This is a genomic window from Paenibacillus sp. ClWae2A (genome assembly GCF_032452295.1).
In the GTDB taxonomy this organism is placed as follows: Bacteria; Bacillota; Bacilli; order Paenibacillales; family Paenibacillaceae; genus Paenibacillus.
The window spans coordinates 642,655-661,206 of sequence record NZ_JAULSQ010000001.1 but is presented as its reverse complement, the minus strand read 5'-3'; the positions used below and the strand labels follow the sequence as shown (position 1 = coordinate 661,206).

The window sequence follows — 18,552 nt, the reverse complement described above, 5'->3', positions numbered from 1 at the left end:
CATCCAACCGGTATAAACGTCATCGAGGTTGTTAGCATTTCTCTGCTGTCATTTTAAGTTAAAGTTTTAGACTGTATGATGCAATGACATATTCTCAAGCATAATTGATCAATTATCAGATTGTGATACCTTATATTGACATCATATTTCGTGCATATGCAGCTGCACCGATCATCCCTGCTTGCCCGCCTAATTTCGCTTGAACTATTTTACATACACGGGAAGAAAGCCTTAACGCATGATTCTCAACAGTATCACGCACTGTATTCAGCAAGCGATCACCGGCTGCCGACATTCCTCCACCAACAATAATCATTTCAGGATTGAACAGATTGATTACATTGGAAAGACCAAATCCAAGAGTCTTTCCGGTCTCATGCATAACTTCAATAGCAAGTGAATCTCCAAGGTCGTATGCTTCCGAGATCATACGGGCAGTGATTGTCGTCCAATCCTCTCCCACCCATTCCATAATCATACTTGACCGGCCTTCCTCAAGCTTGTCTGTAAAGGTTTTGACGATTCCTATCGCGGACACGTATCTCCCCAGACAACCGGAACTTCCACAACGACAAGGCCGCCCTTCCCGGTACATATTCATATGACCGATTTCGCCCGCACTCGATGTAGTACCGTAGAGAACTTTTCCGTCATTGACAATACCAGATCCCAGACCGGTGCCTAACGTAATCAATATCATGTTTTTAGATCCAGTGCCTGCACCAAACAGCCATTCACCATACAGATTTACCCGAACATCATTGTCGATATAAACAGGGAATTCAAAATGACTTTTCATATAATTGACTACATGAATGTTCTCCCAGTCTGGAAAGTTAGGTGAAAATATGGATAGTCCCTGCTCAGGATCTAATAATCCAGGGATGCCCATACCCATGCACAGAATAGAAGCTTGCTGGATTCCTTCATAAGACAGCATCTCTTGAATAATGTCTACCATTCGGTTCAAGACATGAAACGGCCCTTTTTCCGCCTCCGTAGGGTCACTTCTTTCATGAATTTTTTGAAACTCAAGGTTGAAAATGGCAGACTTGATATTGGTTCCACCCAAGTCAATTCCGATTATGTATTTTCGCATAATAATCTCCGCTCTCATTATTTTATAGTTTCTCCCGGATGGATGAAGGTGGTTCGAATCGAGTCGTCCAAAAAAAAGATTGAAAATTTATCCATTAAAGAAATATATATGATATATTTGACAGGTAATTTAAAACATATTAAAGAAAAGAGGATGTTCTATGAAAAAATTCTTTTTATCTTGTCTTGCCATGCTCTTATTTTTGATTTCATTTTCCCCCACGACTTCCGCTGCCAGTGGAGATCGGCTGATTTATGACATTATGTATAATGTCGCAGGTGGAGGGTTAGTGTCAAACAATAACAGGTTCTCGTTTCAATTTGACAATTATGGGGATGCGCAGATCTGGGACGTCAAGTCACGTAAAATGATATGGCACAGCAACACTAAAGACACAAGAATACATAAACTCCAGATTAATTATTTCAGCGGGAAGTTGGTCATATCAGATCCGCAAAACACACCTTATTGGACATCGGATAACCTGGCGTGGGCTAAGGCATGGTACGGAGCAGACAATGTGCCAGCCAATCTTAGAGGCAATGTGCTCATCATGCAAACTGACGGCAATCTCGTGCTGTACAACAATGAAAATCCGGCCTTGGGCTGGTATCCTGTCTGGGCTTCGAATACAGGTGGACAGTAGACAACATAACATTTGTTAATGGATTGCTGCTCTAATCTATCATGATGATGTAGTGTGATTCTAATTATAACTTTGTTATACACCAAAAAGATCTCTTGTGCAGTGAATGCCGAAGAGATCTTTTTTTATTTTACATATCTGGCGTTCCAGTCCTGCTTCTCGATTTCTTAAATAGTAAGATGGCAAGAAATAAAGCTACGCTTACAGCGGCAAAACCCAACCAATTCAAATACATGACAGATGTACGACTGATCACAAGCCCACCTAATCCAGATCCCAGTGCAAAACCAAATTGGATAAACGACGTATTTACGCTAAGGGCAATGTCGGGATTACGAGGTGCCAGTGTAACCAGATATAGTTGCTGGGCCGGAGATATGCTCCACGTTGCTAACATAAAAATCATTAAAACCAAGATTAAAATCATAAGATTGATGCCCGCTAGAGCGAACAAAAGAAGAGTTGCCCCTTGTAACAGAAGGCCTAGACAAATTGTAAACTTTGATCCTTTTGCATCTGCCAATTGTCCGCCCACTTTTGATCCGACAAAGCTGCAAATTCCCGCGAGAAACAGAACACCGCTTATCTCGGTCATGGTAAGTGTGGATGTAGCTTGCAAGAAAGGCGTAATATACGTGAACAGTGTAGAATAACCGCCGATATACAATAAAGTAATAACCAATGCAGTCAGAATGGTTGGATTTTTTAAAATGGAGAGCTGCATTCTGAGGGTGACCTTTTCTTCCTCTTTGATTGCCGAAACCTTTTTGTAGATAATAAGTAATGGAAGAACACTTAACAAACCGATTAAAACAAAAAGAACTCTCCATCCAAACATCTCGCTAAAAAATGTGCCCATCGGAACACCGAGCACTAGCGAACTGCTGAGCCCCATCAAAATGATCCCGATGGCATTGCCCCTTTTCTCTTTTTCAACCAGTCGTGTCGATACGGCCATCGCTACTACGGTAGCGATTCCTCCGCTCGCCCCTTGAATAATTCGCACCCATAGTAATGTTTCGTAAGAAAGGTCGACAAGCATAAGTCCGTTGCTGGCTATAAACACACTGAGGGTGGACACCAGTAACTTCTTGCGATCTATATTTATTGTAAATGCAATGAGAATCGGGGCGATAATGGCCGCTGCTAGAGCAAACACAGTCACCAGTAAACCCACTTCGGAAGTAGATACGCTCAAGTCTGCGGCGATCATTTCAATGACTCCAGTAATAATGTATTCAATGGTTCCGATCAGAAAAACAGCCAATGCCAAGATATATATGATCCATTTATTTTTCAATTTACTCCACTCCGTCTTCTTCAGTTATCTAATTAGTATTGGAATTTGTATTTCTATCAATTGTGCATCTTGTTCTTGAGATAAGGGTAAGTATAGTTCCCTACCAGGCTCGTTTTCCTTGATCTGATAGTTATTCTTCTCAATCCATGTAGCTAGATGAACACAGGCTTTACAGGCAAAGGTGGCATTGGAACGATAAGCTATGGTGGCCATCAAGGGCTCAGCAGGAAGAGTCCGCAGTTGAAATGGGTCGGGAGGTGATCGCAGCTCACAGGTTAAGAAATAACCTATTTCAAACTCGAACTCTTCCTCTTGTCCTGCGATTTCTTTCCACAAAACAACCTGTGGTCCGTGGATCAGTTGGCGCATTTCTTTTGTTAATGACTGATCAAACTGATGAAATAAACTCGGGATCTCCTCTTCCCTCCCGCATCCTGTCTGAAAAAGAAACTGCCGAGCACCTTCCTCTTTGATTCGGATTTCTTGCCCGGTTTCGACGTGACCCTCTTCCTCTATAAGCTGCATGCGTTCCTCAATTCGGACGAGTTTAGCTTGTTCCGTATCGATAATCTGCTGAATTTCGCTTCTTTTTAGCTTAAACATGCCTTGAATATTCTCCAATGTAATATGTTCCTGTAGCAGCTGTGTGATTTGTGGCAACGTAAACCCCAATTCTTTATAAATGATGATTCGGTTGAGCTCGAGAAGCTGATCTGCGGAATAGTAACGGTAACCCGTATCGTGATCTACCTTTCTCGGCTTAAGTATGCCAATCTGGTCATAATAACGCAGTGTTTTTAATGAGACCCTGCTTAGCCTGGAAAACGCGCTGATTTTGAACAATATATCATCTCCAATCAATTAACATAATGCGAGTATATAGTTTCCCGTACAGGGGAAAGTCAAGGGTGTATATGCTTCTCATTTGCGTAGCTAAAATCAACCACCTTCCTTATCAACTCTATGTTGGTGTTATGGGTAAGTCAAAGAACCGTTTCTGAATGAAACGTTCATTTTTTTTGAACAAAAAAATGCCACTCATCGTGGCATTCTCTCGGAACTCATTCAATTATCCTGCTCAGCATTTATAATTTCTTTTAAATAAACAGATTATGATTTGCTTGTGATGCTTGTCCAAGATAATAACCCACACCACCAATTTTGACTTGGTCGATTAATTCTTCACGTTGAATTCCCATTAAATCCATAGACATTTGGCAGGCAACGATCTCTACTCCTTGTTCGATAGCGCTCTCTATCAATTCCTCCAACGAAGGCACATGATGTTTTTTCATCAAACCACGGATCATCTTCGGGCCTGCTCCGAGCATATTCATTTTGGACATGCCAAGCTTCTGGCTCCCGCGAGGTAGCATCATATCAAACATACGGCCGATCATGGTTTTGGATAACTTCTGCGGCTGCTGCTTACGAATAATACTTAATCCCCAAAATGTGAAAAATAGGGTTACTTTCCGTCCACTGGCCGCTGCCCCATTTGCAATAATGAGTGAAGCGATCGCTTTATCCAGATCACCACTGAAGACAACCATCGTGCTGGCAGGATCGCTGATTGGGGAATCGGATACGGGTTGTGCTGTATTTTTAGCAATGACAGACTCAATCGTACCGCCTTTCATTCTTTCCAACTGCAAGATTGTGGAACCCGACATCGTGGCCCATGCTTTGACATCTTCATAGAATCCTGGATCGGAAGCCTTCACGCGAAGGGTTTCCCCGTTCGAGAGTTGATCCATTTTTTGCTTAACCTGAATTAGCGGACCAGGACAACTTAATCCGCATACGTTCAACTCATGATCAATACGTTGCGGCTGTGTTGAGTCAGTCGGAATAGACTTTTTTTCCTTAACTTCCACCGCAGGATCAGGATGATCTTGTTTTGCAGTAGTAAATGAAGCAGGCTTAAACTGGGCTTGACGGTATGTTTTATAACCACCACTCAAGTTTTTTACGCTAAAACCATGTTGACGCAAAATTTGCGAAGCTGTATAACCACGTAAGCCGACTTGACAGTATAGCCAGATTTCTTTGGATGGGTCTAATTCATCTAACCGCTCACGAAGCTCATCAACTGGAATAGAGAGTGAACCCGGAATATGACCATTTTGATGCTCGATTTCACTGCGAACATCCAGAAGTATCGACTGCTCCTGCTGACGATCAGACAATTGATTATAGGTGAACATCTGGACACGTCCAGTGATCATATTCTCTGCTGCATATCCAACCATATTCACGGGATCTTTGGCAGAAGAATAAGGTGGCGCGTAACTCAATTCAAGCTCTGTCAAATCCCGGACATGTCCTCCGAAATGAATGGCTACAGCAATATCATCAATTCGTTTATCCACTCCATCATAACCGACTGCTTGTGCGCCCAAAATTTTACCTTCCGGAGTAAACAGCAGTTTAAGAGTAATTGCGCTTGAACCCGGATAATACGATGCATGAGAAGCAGGGTGTACGATAACGGTTTGATATTCCACGCCGAGACGCTGGAGTGTTTTCTCATTACTGCCTGTCGTGGCTGCGGTCATTCCAAAGACTTTGATAATGGACGTACCTTGTGTTCCTTTATAGGTAGAAGGAAGTCCTGCGATACGGTCAGCAACAATACGCCCTTGTTTGTTGGCAGGTCCAGCAAGTGGAATCGTTGCCTTCGTACCATGAATGGTTTCCGTAACTTCGATGGCATCCCCAACAGCATAGATATGTGGCACACTGCTTTCTAAAGCATCATTTACGATAATATGTCCACGTGCACCCAGCGAAACGCCGCTATCTTTCAAAAAATAGGTGTCCGGCGTTACGCCTATCGCAAGAATAACCATGTCAGCTGTCAGCGTATGACCATCCGCAAGTTCAACCCCTATGCCCTTCTCCAAGGAATGAAATCCCTGAACACGTTTGGAAAACAGCAGGTTCACACCGTGATTCTCCATTTCCTGTGCCAATGCGGCTGCTAACTCGGTATCATAGGGTGTGAGTACTTGTGCGTTCCCCTCAATCAGCGTTACATCCAGACCAGCTTCCTTTAAATTCTCAGCCATTTCCACGCCAATAAATCCACCGCCTATGACGATCGAAGATTGGTTGTTAGAAGAATTTACCTGGTCTTTGATCCGATCAATATCTGGAATACTTCGTACGGTATAAATTAGCGGATTGTCCTTACCCGGCAGATCGGGAATAATCGGTTTTGCACCTGGTGACAATATCAACTCATCATAGCTTTCTTCATATGCACCGCGCTCTTGGGACTGTATCTTAACCACTCGCTTCTGCGAATCGATAGCTACGACCTCACTTCCTGTACGGACATCGATACGAAAGCGATCTGCCATCCCTTTTGGCGTTTGTACCAGTAGACGCTCTCGATCATCGATTGTGCCACCTATATAATAAGGTAAGCCACAATTGGCAAATGAGATGTAGGGTCCTTTCTCAAAGATAATAATCTCGGCATGTTCATCCAGACGGCGAAGACGTGCAGCTGCAGAAGCACCTCCAGCTACACCGCCAACAATAAGTACTTTTTTGCTCATGATTCACAATCATCCTTTTCAAATAAAGTTTTAATAATCTGTTCAACCCGTTGATCGGCAAGCACATAGTTCACTTCAAGACCATTTCGCTCCGTAGCAACAATACCTGCACTACGAAGCTTCTGGAGGTGTTGTGACACTGTAGATTGGGGAAGATCCAGACATTCCTGCATATAAGAGACATTACATTTTTTTTTCATCATCAGTCCCCGCACAATGCATAAACGAATGGGGTGAGACAAAGCTTTCAGCAGATTAGCTGGTTCATCGAACTGTTTAATGTTATTGCTGTCAAAAGCGGGAGTGTTCAAAAGTATTCCTCCTAAATCGTTATATCGTAATAATACGATTTATTGATTCGCTTGTCAAATCTATTCTGGATTGAATGTGTTTAATTAGTCGCATACCCGCTCAACCCTAAGGTTTTGGCTTGTTCCAGGTGGAAGATAAAAATGATAAAAATGCCTGCCAAAACCGCTAAAAGCGACATTTGACAGGCATTCATGTTGTATTAGGCCTTCATTAAATAACGATTCAATTGAATTGCTTATTTTAGAGTATAACAGGCTGAATCAGTCCGTCCTTACCAAACAGAAGCGGGTCCATACATATTTCGCGGTGATAACCCTTTCCAGAGGAGAATCTGGATAGTGGCGTGACAAAACGGTGATAGGCAATCCGATATTGATCCGTTTCGGAATCATTAAATATACAGTGATGCCCTGTGCCCAGCATGCCTTTCTCCACATTTTTGCTCAGGATTGGGTATCGATAGGTAACAGGACCGTGTAATTGCTCTGACGTACCGTAATTCACATGATAGTCTTCGCTGCCTGTATCATCACAGGACCACGTAAAGTGGTATAGTCCACCCTGCTTCAGCACGGTTACAGCCTCACGAAAATCATGTAAGCCCACCAGATTGCTCATTGTGTCCTCCACGACACTTATCATGTCTTCACCAAGTTCCACAATGGCAGCATGTCCATTGCCAAATAGCAGATATGGTCTTCCATCATCTTCGACATAGATGGAGGGATCAATGGCCTGACCCATGGTAATGCCCAAACGTTTCAACTGCTCCATTGTGATTAAGGGCTGCGGCTCGGCCAGGAATGGACCAACCGGTGTATCTGCTACAGCAACGCCGATGGCACTATCGCCATTCAGCATTTTGCCACAGAAATAAAAATAGAACTTTCCGTTACGGCTGGCAATTGCCGGTGCCCAGGCATTACCAGTTGCCCAGGCTACATCCTCTGTTCCCAGATCAAGGATCACGCCTTCGTCTTGCCAATGCTTCAGGTCTGAAGAAGAAAATACCTTGAACTGTGTCCCTGACCACCCCTCGAAGCCATCTGTTGTCGGATACATATAGTAACGATCCCCAAACTGTGCGACATCAGGATCGGCATATTGTCCGGGAAGCACCTGATGACCATCCCCGAAAGCCGCGAGTAGCCTGCTGCACTCCTCAGCTGTGATTGGCAGGACACTTCCATGCCGCTTTTGAGTCGTTCCCATATCGAAATCACCATCAGGGACGATTCGGAATTCTCCGCTTCCCAGATTTGTTGTCAGCAGAGGAAGATAACCCTTGCCTTCAGCAAATTGATCAACAATCAGGCACCACTCCTCCCGGTCATTGAATTTAAAGATTTGAGGTCCCTCCACACCTGCCACAGCCTCCAGTACCGGGGCTTGCAGCGTAACAAACGCCCCTTTGTCGAGAGAGTCTCCTTTTTCTACCCGTATGTTTTTGGTTGTTTCATCCTTGGAGTATCGATAGTAACAGCCAGCCGCAGGAAGAATCGTTGTATCAATAATATGATTATCCCGCTCAATGTATTTTTCCGATGCAGAGAACGTACGAAAGTCTTTTGTGCGAGCGCTGTATATTTTTTGCTTTCGTTCTTGCTCCTGAGGTTCCTGCGTCGCAGAAGCCCAGAATACAAGAAACTCATCTGCCAATTCATCATACACAGCTTCTGGTGCCCAGACACATCCAGCGCCCTCAACACCTAGTGTAACGTTCCATGGGGATGACCAGTTCACGAGATTGCTGGATTCCCATATAATTACGTCACGGCTCCCGGCATTAACGGCATGAGTCCATCCTTTGCCGCTTGCGATGCGGAGATCCGTAGCAATTAGATAAAATTTATTTTGCTTGACTGAACGAACCAGAAACGGGTCCCGTACCCCCTTTTCTCCAAGGTCGGAAAACAGCACAGGCGAGCCGCCATTAAGATCCTTCCAGTGAAGACCATCCTCGCTATAGGAGAAATAAACCTGCTCTCCGTCTGGTTGTTCGCCAATAAAATGTACAAAGAGATACCCATCATAATTTGGAGTTGTTTTGGTCAATGGTAAAGAGCCTCCTGAAATGAAATTGACTTTATATTAACAGTAATATAAAAATGAAAGCGTTCTACTTATGTTGTATCATACTTCAAAAACAACGGAATGAGTATATTTTTGTGATTTGGTATGGCGCAGATAATGTGATTTTTTCGGCGGAAACATATTGCCCTGATTGGGATGTTTGACTTGCTCCTTATGCAAAGAATTAACGCATCACCTTTATTTTACCTCAGGTATACAAAATTCTTGGTTTTCATTTACAAATAAATGCTAACCTTCTTAATGATGAACAAATGAATATAGATTCATGCATTCATTTTTGTTTTTGAGATATTACGAGGAGGAATCATTGTGAAATTATCCAAAAGAGTATTACCAGCGGTAGCGCTGACTCTGGCTGTATCGGCTTCTACTCTCTTGTCCGCCGGACAAGCAAGTGCCGTTCAAGCTGTAAGTGTAGAGAAAAAACAAATCAAGAACATCATCTTCCTCATTGGGGATGGCATGGGGACCTCTTATACTTCCGCCTACCGTTATATGAAAGATGATCCTTCGACGAAGGGCATGGACAAAACCGTATTTGACCCTTATCTTGTTGGGGCACAAATGACCTATCCGGATGATGATAAACAAAATGTGACGGATTCCGCTTCCGCAGCAACGGCCATGTCCGCAGGTGTAAAAACCTACAATGCGGCCATTGCGGTTGACCCTGAGCAGAAGGAAGTCAAAACCGTACTTGAGCAGGCCAAAGAAAACGGCAAGTCCACCGGACTCGTGGCTACGTCGGAGATCACTCATGCCACACCAGCTGCATTTGGTGCCCATGATATCAGTCGAAAAAATATGGATGCTATTGCGGACGATTATTATGATGAGTTGATTAACGGCAAGCATAAGGTGGATGTACTTCTGGGTGGAGGGAAATCCAATTTTGTTCGCGAGGGTCGTGACCTGACGAAGGAGTTTCAGAAGGCCGGATTCAGCTATGTGACGGATCGTTCCTCTCTCCTCGCTGATAAGAATCAACAAGTTCTTGGACTGTTTGCGGACGGAGGTCTGGACAAGTTGATTGATCGTACTGCTGCAACACCATCATTGGCTGAGATGACCAATACAGCGATTGATCGCCTCAGTTCGAACGACAAAGGATTCTTTCTAATGGTCGAAGGTAGCCAGATCGACTGGGCAGGACATGATAATGATATCGTTGGCGCGATGAGTGAAATGGAAGATTTCGCAGCAGCATTTCAGGCAGCTATTGATTTTGCCAAAAAAGACGGTGAAACACTTGTCGTAGCTACTGCCGACCACTCCACGGGCGGACTTACCCTTGGAAAAGACGGAGAATACAATTTCTTCGTAGACCCAATCAAAGCTGCACTGCGCACACCTGACTTCATGGCAGCACAAATTGCAAAAGGTGCTTCGGTTGAAGAAACACTGAAAAGTTATCTGAAACTGGAGTTGAAGCCAGAAGAGATTCAATCGGTGAAAGAAGCAGCCCAAAGTGCGGATGTAACAAAGATTGATAATGCCATTGAAGCGATTATTGATAACCGTTCATTTACGGGCTGGACAACAGGTGGACATACAGGTGAAGATGTTCCGGTCTATGCCTACGGCCCGGCAAGTCATCGCTTCGCCGGTTTGATCGATAACACAGATAATGCCAAGATCATATTTGATATTCTCAGCAAGCACCAATAATTCAACAATAATTCAGTAGTTTACGATTATTCCTCCTCTTCTTTCATCCGAAGAGGAGGGATTTTTTCATTTCTGAGGTTGTCACTCGACATCAATGGGATGTTTGATTTGATCCTCATAATAATCCATATAGATCCTGCCGTCGCTTCCTTTGACCGCATAGAATACGTCGCTTATGTTCTTATTTTGCGATTCAAGCTGTTGCAACAGTTCCTTATCAGATATGCCGTTTAGTTCGAGATTCTTGCTTAACATCTCCCCGTCCATAATTAACTCCACAGGCATGCGTTCAGGATTGGACACTACTTTCTTATGAACATCCTCAGCCGTAGCCGTTCTATACTTGGCTTTTTTCATGACCGAAACTTGTCCATTCACTTCGAGTAAGGCGTACTCCACTTCCTCCATGTTGAAAATATCTTTCTGTCTTAGAATTTGGTTTAAGGAATCCAATGTCAGTTTATTTTTGGCGAGATTATTTTCAAGAATTTTGCCGCCTTCAATTAATACGGTAGGTGAGCCTTCAGCCAGTAGGCGGATTTTTCTACTTTTCAGATTTAATTTGGATAACAGATAAGAGGTTCCGGTAAAAACAATGAGAGAAATAATCAGATGTGTGACTTCTATTTTTTCGTTAAAAGCTAGATTGGCAGCTATGGCTCCCATGATGACTGCGGTGACAAATTCATGGAAATTCATATCAGACAACGTTTGTTTCCCCAATATGCGCGCAATACCCAATAGAAGCAAGAAGGCAAAGATACTTCGGATGAAGATGATAAGATGTTCGTACAATACAAGCACCCTTTCATTCGTTAGATAATTATGGAACTCTTTTGAGTATTCACCCAATCATCCTTAAATATGTTGCCTTATGTATAACAAATGAAACAAAACAACATGATCCGTTATAATTAGAAAAATGATATAAAAATGAAAGCGGTTGATAAACCATGAAGCATTACATGAAGCAGATGCTTGTCACTAATCTGGACCGTACACTGCCGATCTATTTGGAACAAACTGGTTATAACGAATGGCAAGAAGAATTTGATAGACCTGACGGCTATCATTTTTATCACTGGCTGCAAACGACAGGCGGTGAAGGGCAATTTGAATGTTCGGGGAACACGATGACACTTGGGCCTAATCAGGGAATTCTATTGCCACCTCATGTTCCGCACCGTTATTACACATCGTCACATCCCTGGTCTACTTGGTACATCACATTTAGTGGTGATTTAGCCCCTACGATCATCTCTTCCCTGGGATTGGCCACATCCAAGGTCATTCGTTGGGAAGGCGATTCCAGGTTATCGAGAATTCATCACACTACCAGCCGATTGGCGAGGCAGCAGTCCGAATTCAGCGGAATGGACAGTTCCACGTTTGTGTATCGATTTCTAATGGATCTGAAACGTTACGGACAAGTGGACAACCAACGCTCTTATTCCCAACAATCCTCGCGACTGGCACCGTTGATTCGATTCATGGAGGAGCATTTTCAGGATGCCTCAATCGGCTTGGCTGATCTGTCGGAATATGCAGGCTTAAGCTCACAGCGGCTTAATTACTTGTTTCGTATGACGACTGGAATGAGCCCTTATCAATATCTGATCCAACTGCGAATCCAGAAAGCCAAGGAACACTTAATGAACAACAAACATATGACCATCAAAACTGTTGCTTCTCTCGTGGGATTTCTGGATGTGAGTCATTTTGTCTCCACCTTCCGAAAGTTTGAGAATATTACGCCTCAACGTTTTCGTGAACTCCATTAATCAGAATCAGTTTCATTTTATTATATGAACTTCATTTTTTATTATATATATTATCCGATCATCAGCTATTAAAATAATTGATATATTTAATATTATTATATGGCGGTGATCAGGATGTTATATGTAGGCGCTAACTACCACCCCCACGACTGGCCGCGCGAACGCTGGCAGCACGATATCGATTTGATGCGTGAAGCTTCGTTTACAATCGTTCGACTCGGCCATTTATGCTGGGACAGCTTCGAGCCATCGGAAGGAAACTACACCTTTGCATGGTTTGACGAAGTCATGACCTTGTTTCACCAAGCCGGTATACAGGTCATTCTGGATATTGCGACCCGTCCGGCTCCGACTTGGCTGCACAGAAAGTATCCCGAAATTTCTTTGAGTGCTCCGAGCGGCCTTCGTATGGAAGCGCAAACAAGATATATGGAGGATGTCGGTCATCCAACCTTTCAAGAATACGCTTATGATTTTGCCAGAAAACTCGTCATGCGCTACCGGCATCATCCGGCCCTTTACGCTTTCGGATTATGCAACGAGTTGGGCTCCGGTGCTCCATCCTATTCCAATGTGGCCCGGGACCGATTCGAGGTCTGGCTTCGTAATAAGTATGCAACGGTCGAGCAGCTTAATGAAGCTTGGACTACACAGCGCTGGTCCCGTAAACTGAACAGCTTCAGTGATGTGGTCCTCCCGATTTCGGGACAGGTCAAAGGTGCACCAGAACGCCTTCTGGATATGGCACGTTTTTACTCCGATGAGACGTTGGCTTATATGCAAGGATTGAGTGACATCGTGCGGGAATTAGCTCCAGAAGTCAGAGAGACAACGAACCACTGGTCGGAAAATCCGGGCTACGGTTTTGATTATCTGAAGCAGTACCGGGAAATGATCGACTTGCCGGGCATTGGCTTTTATCCCGGGACCAATCCCGAAGATATACAAGCGTTAACTGCTGCCTGTTTCTTCATGGACCATCGCATCGGCGAGTTGGATCAGCCCATCTGGTGTCTGGAGTTCCAGACTGGGGACTTTGGCGGCTATGCTTCTCCACCGGGGGCGATGCGAATGTACGCGTACCTATCTCTGATTCACAGAGCGCAGGCCGTCTGTGCCTGGACATGGCGTACAATGCTGGGCGGCGAAGAGCAATATGTGTTCGGTCTTGTGGATCATGATGGCATACCAGGCTGGAAATATGATGAATTTGCACGTATTGCACAGGAATTCAAACGGTTGCAGGAGCTGGATATGCCAAGAAAAACGAACCCGGACATTGCGATTGCTTACTCCTTCGAGACGCTGAAGGTTATGGCTGGCAACCCGAGCTATTACAAGACAGACTATACCGGGCAGGTTTTGCAAGCATATAGCGCTCTGGAACAATCCAATCTGGATTGTAACATCGTCAATCTGCGTAGGCTTCATCAAAACTACAAGCTGATCATCGTACCCGGACACGCGATCATAGATGAAGAATCGGGTGCAACGTTGCGCGCTTTTGTTGAACAAGGGGGTACCGTTATCATGACGGCTTATTCTGCCAAAGTCACTACGAACAATCGGGTGTTTGATACTACCCTACCAGGAGGCTTGAGTGATGTATTTGGCATCCGCTGTGGTGCATTTGTTCGAACACGCAGCCATACCCCTTGGGAGAATGCCGGAGGTTTGGAAAAAACCGAGCTTGGCCTTGAGCGTGAGAAACCGGTCATCGTCATGGATTCGGAAAACATTCAGCCGGATATCGATTATTATGAGATCCTTGAGCCGCGTACCGCGAGCATCATCGCCAGTTTCTCGAATACACGTGAGTCTTCCCCGGCGGTCACCTGCAATAAATATGGACAGGGTCAGGCGATCTATGTGGCTTTGCCTGCCAATACAACGTTTTTGAGTGCGCTTCTTCATCGTCTGTATCCAACGCTTGGCATAGCCAAAGGTCCCGCTACACCATCTGGTGTCGTGGCTCGTCATCTGGACAACACAATTACCCTCTATGTCAACACAACAGGCAAGTCGCAGACCGTGCCCCTTCAGGAAGCTGCAGTTGGTATGCTGTCAGGCCAGACCATGGTCTCTGAGTTGAAGCTTGAGCCCTATGATGCTGAAATCATTCAATTCATTTCAAATTAAAGGAGATGTTACTCATGAGCCACTCCATTCAGACTCTTGCCAATATCACCCCGTCCGACCGTCAACTGGCCTGGCAGGAGCTCGAATTTTATTCGTTTATTCATTTTGGGATAAATACATTTACAGATAAAGAATGGGGATTCGGTGACGAATCTCCTGCCCTCTTCAACCCTAGCGACTTTGATGCCATGCAATGGGTAGAGGTATGCAAATCTGCAGGAATAAAGGGTCTCATCCTAACCTGTAAACATCACGATGGTTTCTGTCTCTGGCCAAGCGCATATACGGAACATACCGTTAAGAGCAGTCCGTGGCGGGAAGGCAATGGTGATATGGTAAAGGAAGTCGCTGAGGCTTGCAGGCTGGGTGGTCTGGCATTTGGCGTATATCTATCCCCGTGGGATCGTCATGACCAACGATACGGAACCTCCGAATACAATGAATATTTCAAGCTGCAGTTGCGTGAACTGTTGACCTCTTATGGCGACATCTTCTGTGTATGGTTCGATGGTGCCTGCGGTGAAGGACCGAACGGTTTGAAACAAGTGTATGATTGGGATGGCTACTATGAAGTCATTCGCGAACTACAGCCAGGTGCCGTTATATCCGTATGTGGTCCGGATGTGCGCTGGTGTGGAAATGAAGCAGGACATACACGGGATTCCGAGTGGAGTGTTGTTCCGGAGGAACTAAGAGATTGCGAGAAGATTCAGGAGGCTTCGCAGCATGTGGATGATGGACAGTTTGCCAAGCTTGCTAACTCTCGCGACGAAAATCTGGGCAGCCGTGATGCTGTAGCCGGAAAGCCGGTTACCTGGTACCCTGCCGAAGTTAATACTTCGATTCGGCCGGGCTGGTTCTACCACGCTGCTGAGGATGATCAGGTCAGAAGTCTTGAGAAACTTCTCGATATTTATTACAAGTCCGTTGGCGGTAATGCTACGTTTCTGTTAAATCTGCCTCCTGACCAACGCGGCAGAATTCATGAGAATGATGTCAAACGGATGCAAGAGCTTGGCGATCGGCTTCGGGCTACGTTCCGTCATAACTTGGCCTTCGGAGGACACGCTACTGCAATAGAATCGCTTGATGAGGAACATGATGCCACTCGCGTGCTGGACGGGGACAAAACGACGTATTGGTGCCCCAACGAAGGAACCGAACACGCCGCCATTGAGCTTGATTTATTGGAAGAGCATACGTTTGATACGATCCTGCTTCAGGAGCATATCCGGTCTGGACAGCGCATTGAGAAACTTCACATCGAATATCTCGATGGCGAGATATGGCGTGATCTGTACGACTGTACCATCGTTGGATACAAACGGATTTGCCGCTTTCTCCCTGTTCGAGCAAGGAAGCTCCGCTTGATCATCGAAGAATCCAGATGGTGTCCGACATTATCTGCTGTTGAAGTCTATTTAAGTCCTCCAGATGTGAATAAATAATGAAAAGGTCGCTTATCCTTGTTGGATAAACGACCTTTTTAACGTTTGGACCCACACATGCCTGTTTCGAGTTTGCTAATATGCATTATATCCCATGGATTTGGTTACCTTATACAAAACCACTTGCATTGAAGGGAGAGAAATCCGATAAATGCAGTTAACGATTGGTTAAGGCAGATTGCCCACAACTATATTCTCATTGTCATGCTGCGGTGCTCTTTTTTGCAGTCAAAGCAGTCATTGGATTCTATACGTACAAGCATTATGATAAAAAATTAAATGCGCTCTCAGAGCAAATGGATCGTCTTCTGGAGAAAAAAACAGCGGAGCGGTTAATGGAGCATGAAAAATAGAAGCAACAAGCTTTGGAGGGAAATGCATGCTAGGGAATATACTCTTGGGTATGGTCGTCCCTATATTATTGGCAGTATGGATTTTACGACGGAACTTGAAGATCCTTGTTATCTATTATCCACTCGGCGTGGCTATTGCGTCTTGCATCAACAATGTGGGATTCAATTATTTCTGGAACATACTCCCGAATACACGAAACCAGTCCTTTGCCGCACTCCCCATGAATCTCGGAATTTATCCAATTGCCGGATGCCTGATGATGTATGCCATCATAGTTAAAGATGCCAAGCCATGGGTGGCGATTCTCGTTTCAGCCTTGTCTCTCACATTATTAGAATGGCTTGCCAAAATGATGGGACATGTTATTTATTTTAATGGATGGAACATTATTTGGACCTTTTTGTCATACCTGCTGCCATTTGTTCTCGCTTATGGTTACAGTAAAATAATGAGGTATACCAAGTAAAAGTTCCACTGAAGCTTTCGATTAATAACATGGGACTGAGTACATGGGTTAACGCTGATAGGCATACGTGCATATCCTAACTCATATTGGTCTTGGAGGGATTCGTAATGTATGTGACATATCCGTGTGGTTACAGGTACACTTTTACTCCGGTATGGGCAACATCATCAGCCGAAGCACTTGAATTAATCAAAACGGCTGTGCAAGGAGAACGAAACGATGAGCTGTTCTATGATTCACTGATTCAGTTGTCACCCGATGCCAATCAGGCTGCCATCATCACGAGCATCCGTAATGATGAACGAGGACATAATCAAATGTTCCGCCAAATGTACAAGGATCTGACAGGCCAGGAGATTTCGGGTGTAAGCAGTGAGCCAGTTGAGACGGTTCCCTCTTATCTTGCCGGATTGCAAAAGGCGTTTCAGGGTGAATTGGCGGCCGTGGAAAAGTATAGAAAAATATGGTTTGGTCTCCCTTATGGCATATATAAAGACACGGTGTGGGGAATCATCCTGGACGAACAGAAACATGCGGATAAATATAACAATCTGATTACCTACAATTTGCCGAGATAATCATGTATGGGATAAATAATGCGTGGATTCTTTTAAAAATGAACAATTGAGATCAGCAAAAAACCAGTGAATAAGTAAAGCTCACTGGTTTTTTTGACGAGTCTCTCTTCTATATTCTTGTTATCCAATGCATTCTTTCAATATATCCGGTTCCACATGAACGTGAACAGTGTACACGTCATGCTCCTCCATCAACTCGTTCTCCACGTCTGTACAGATATCGTGTGCTTGTTGAAGATCCAGCTCAGCATCAACTGTTATGACAACGTCTACTACAACGTTATTGCCATAGTTCCGCGCTCTCACGTCTTTAACCGTCTCTACGCTGTCAATTCCGGCAATCGTCTTTTTGTACTCCTGAATCAGTTCAACATCAAAACCATCCGTCAGATGATGTGTGGCTTCCTTGAAAATGTCCCAAGCGGTTTTGCAGATGAGGAAACCTACGATGACAGCCGTTACAGGGTCCAGCCATGGGAGGCCGAACTGGGAACCCACGATCCCAATGACCGTACCGGTGCTCACCCAGGCATCGGAGATATTATCTCGAGCTGCAGCCATGACTGCCTGACTTTTAATACGAGTAGCAAGTCTCTTGTTGTAGCGATAGACCAGATACATGATAACTGCGCAGAAAATGCCTGTGTAAGCGGCGATGATATCCGGAGATTCATGTGTACCCTGAAACACAGAACCAATGGCTTCAAACAGTACTTGTAAACCTACTGCCATCATAATGAAAGAGGCAACAAGTGACGCAACGGTCTCTGCTCTCCAGTGACCGTATGTATGATCTTTGTCGGCTGGACGTTGGGCAAGCTTCAAACCGATTAGTACGGCAATGGATGCCACAATATCGGTGGCATTGTTTAATCCGTCCGCCTTAAGTGCTTCTGATCCGGCCATATTGCCAATGACCAGTTTTAATACGGTCAAACATATGTAGGCGATAATGCTGATAATAGCTCCGCGCTCCCCCAGCTTTAGATTATCGTATTTTAGTTGATCCACAATGATATCCTCCTGCAATCTTCATTTCTAGCACGTGTATGATGGTATCATTGAAGATTTGTGTGGGTCTAGAGAAACGTTTTGAGTGTG

At 44.5% G+C, this 18,552-nt stretch carries 15 protein-coding genes; 7 read left to right on the top strand and 8 right to left on the bottom strand.

Features of this window, described 5'->3' with window-relative positions:
• Window positions 1-130: 130 nt before the first annotated feature.
• Window positions 131-1,099, bottom strand: coding sequence for an ROK family protein (locus tag QVE09_RS02665; protein WP_315935554.1), 969 nt, complete (start codon window positions 1,097-1,099; stop codon window positions 131-133).
• 289 nt (window positions 1,100-1,388) lie between these two features.
• Between QVE09_RS02665 and QVE09_RS02660 the strand changes: the two genes are divergently transcribed.
• Window positions 1,389-1,745: a hypothetical protein gene (locus QVE09_RS02660; protein ID WP_315935553.1), complete on the top strand. Its 357-nt coding sequence runs from the start codon at window positions 1,389-1,391 to the stop codon at window positions 1,743-1,745.
• A gap of 130 nt (window positions 1,746-1,875) precedes the next feature.
• On the opposite strand, the gene QVE09_RS02655 is transcribed toward QVE09_RS02660, so the two are convergent.
• The 5 genes from QVE09_RS02655 to QVE09_RS02635 form a co-directional block, all read right to left on the bottom strand.
• Complete coding sequence (locus tag QVE09_RS02655) at window positions 1,876-3,045, bottom strand: MFS transporter (protein ID WP_315935552.1); 1,170 nt, start codon at window positions 3,043-3,045, stop codon at window positions 1,876-1,878.
• A gap of 24 nt (window positions 3,046-3,069) precedes the next feature.
• Window positions 3,070-3,888: a MerR family transcriptional regulator gene (locus QVE09_RS02650; protein WP_315935551.1), complete on the bottom strand. Its 819-nt coding sequence runs from the start codon at window positions 3,886-3,888 to the stop codon at window positions 3,070-3,072.
• A 254-nt stretch (window positions 3,889-4,142) separates the two neighbouring features.
• The gene (locus tag QVE09_RS02645) at window positions 4,143-6,611 is read right to left on the bottom strand and encodes an FAD-dependent oxidoreductase (RefSeq protein WP_315935550.1); all 2,469 of its coding nucleotides are present in this window, start codon (window positions 6,609-6,611) and stop codon (window positions 4,143-4,145) included.
• Window positions 6,608-6,922 (bottom strand): ArsR/SmtB family transcription factor, encoded by a 315-nt coding sequence (locus tag QVE09_RS02640; protein WP_036615511.1) that lies wholly within the window; start codon window positions 6,920-6,922, stop codon window positions 6,608-6,610. Before QVE09_RS02640 ends, QVE09_RS02645 begins: the two co-directional genes overlap by 4 nt.
• Window positions 6,923-7,163: 241 nt before the next feature.
• The gene (locus QVE09_RS02635) at window positions 7,164-8,978 is read right to left on the bottom strand and encodes a glycoside hydrolase family 43 protein (protein ID WP_315935549.1); all 1,815 of its coding nucleotides are present in this window, start codon (window positions 8,976-8,978) and stop codon (window positions 7,164-7,166) included.
• 348 nt (window positions 8,979-9,326) lie between these two features.
• Between QVE09_RS02635 and QVE09_RS02630 the strand changes: the two genes are divergently transcribed.
• Window positions 9,327-10,685, top strand: coding sequence for an alkaline phosphatase (locus QVE09_RS02630; protein WP_017688316.1), 1,359 nt, complete (start codon window positions 9,327-9,329; stop codon window positions 10,683-10,685).
• Between the two features lie 81 nt (window positions 10,686-10,766).
• On the opposite strand, the gene QVE09_RS02625 is transcribed toward QVE09_RS02630, so the two are convergent.
• Window positions 10,767-11,489, bottom strand: a complete 723-nt coding sequence (locus QVE09_RS02625) for a DUF421 domain-containing protein (protein WP_315936077.1) — start codon at window positions 11,487-11,489, stop codon at window positions 10,767-10,769.
• A gap of 149 nt (window positions 11,490-11,638) precedes the next feature.
• Here QVE09_RS02625 and QVE09_RS02620 point away from each other — a divergent pair, with 149 nt between their 5' ends.
• The 5 genes from QVE09_RS02620 to QVE09_RS02600 all read left to right on the top strand — a co-directional run bounded on the left by QVE09_RS02620 (window position 11,639) and on the right by QVE09_RS02600 (window position 17,451).
• A complete protein-coding gene (locus QVE09_RS02620) occupies window positions 11,639-12,466 on the top strand; it encodes an AraC family transcriptional regulator (protein WP_315935548.1) in 828 nt (275 codons plus the stop codon).
• Between the two features lie 114 nt (window positions 12,467-12,580).
• The gene (locus QVE09_RS02615; protein WP_315935547.1) at window positions 12,581-14,605 is read left to right on the top strand and encodes a beta-galactosidase; all 2,025 of its coding nucleotides are present in this window, start codon (window positions 12,581-12,583) and stop codon (window positions 14,603-14,605) included.
• A 14-nt stretch (window positions 14,606-14,619) separates the two neighbouring features.
• On the top strand, window positions 14,620-16,053 hold the full coding sequence (locus tag QVE09_RS02610) for an alpha-L-fucosidase (protein WP_315935546.1): 1,434 nt from the start codon (window positions 14,620-14,622) through the stop codon (window positions 16,051-16,053).
• Between the two features lie 379 nt (window positions 16,054-16,432).
• On the top strand, window positions 16,433-16,873 hold the full coding sequence (locus QVE09_RS02605; RefSeq protein WP_315935545.1) for a hypothetical protein: 441 nt from the start codon (window positions 16,433-16,435) through the stop codon (window positions 16,871-16,873).
• Window positions 16,874-16,980: 107 nt separating this feature from the next.
• Window positions 16,981-17,451 (top strand): ferritin-like domain-containing protein, encoded by a 471-nt coding sequence (locus QVE09_RS02600; protein WP_315935544.1) that lies wholly within the window; start codon window positions 16,981-16,983, stop codon window positions 17,449-17,451.
• 120 nt (window positions 17,452-17,571) lie between these two features.
• Here the strand turns inward: QVE09_RS02600 and QVE09_RS02595 are convergent, their stop codons facing one another.
• Window positions 17,572-18,462: a cation diffusion facilitator family transporter gene (locus tag QVE09_RS02595; protein ID WP_315935543.1), complete on the bottom strand. Its 891-nt coding sequence runs from the start codon at window positions 18,460-18,462 to the stop codon at window positions 17,572-17,574.
• Window positions 18,463-18,552 lie beyond the last annotated feature (90 nt).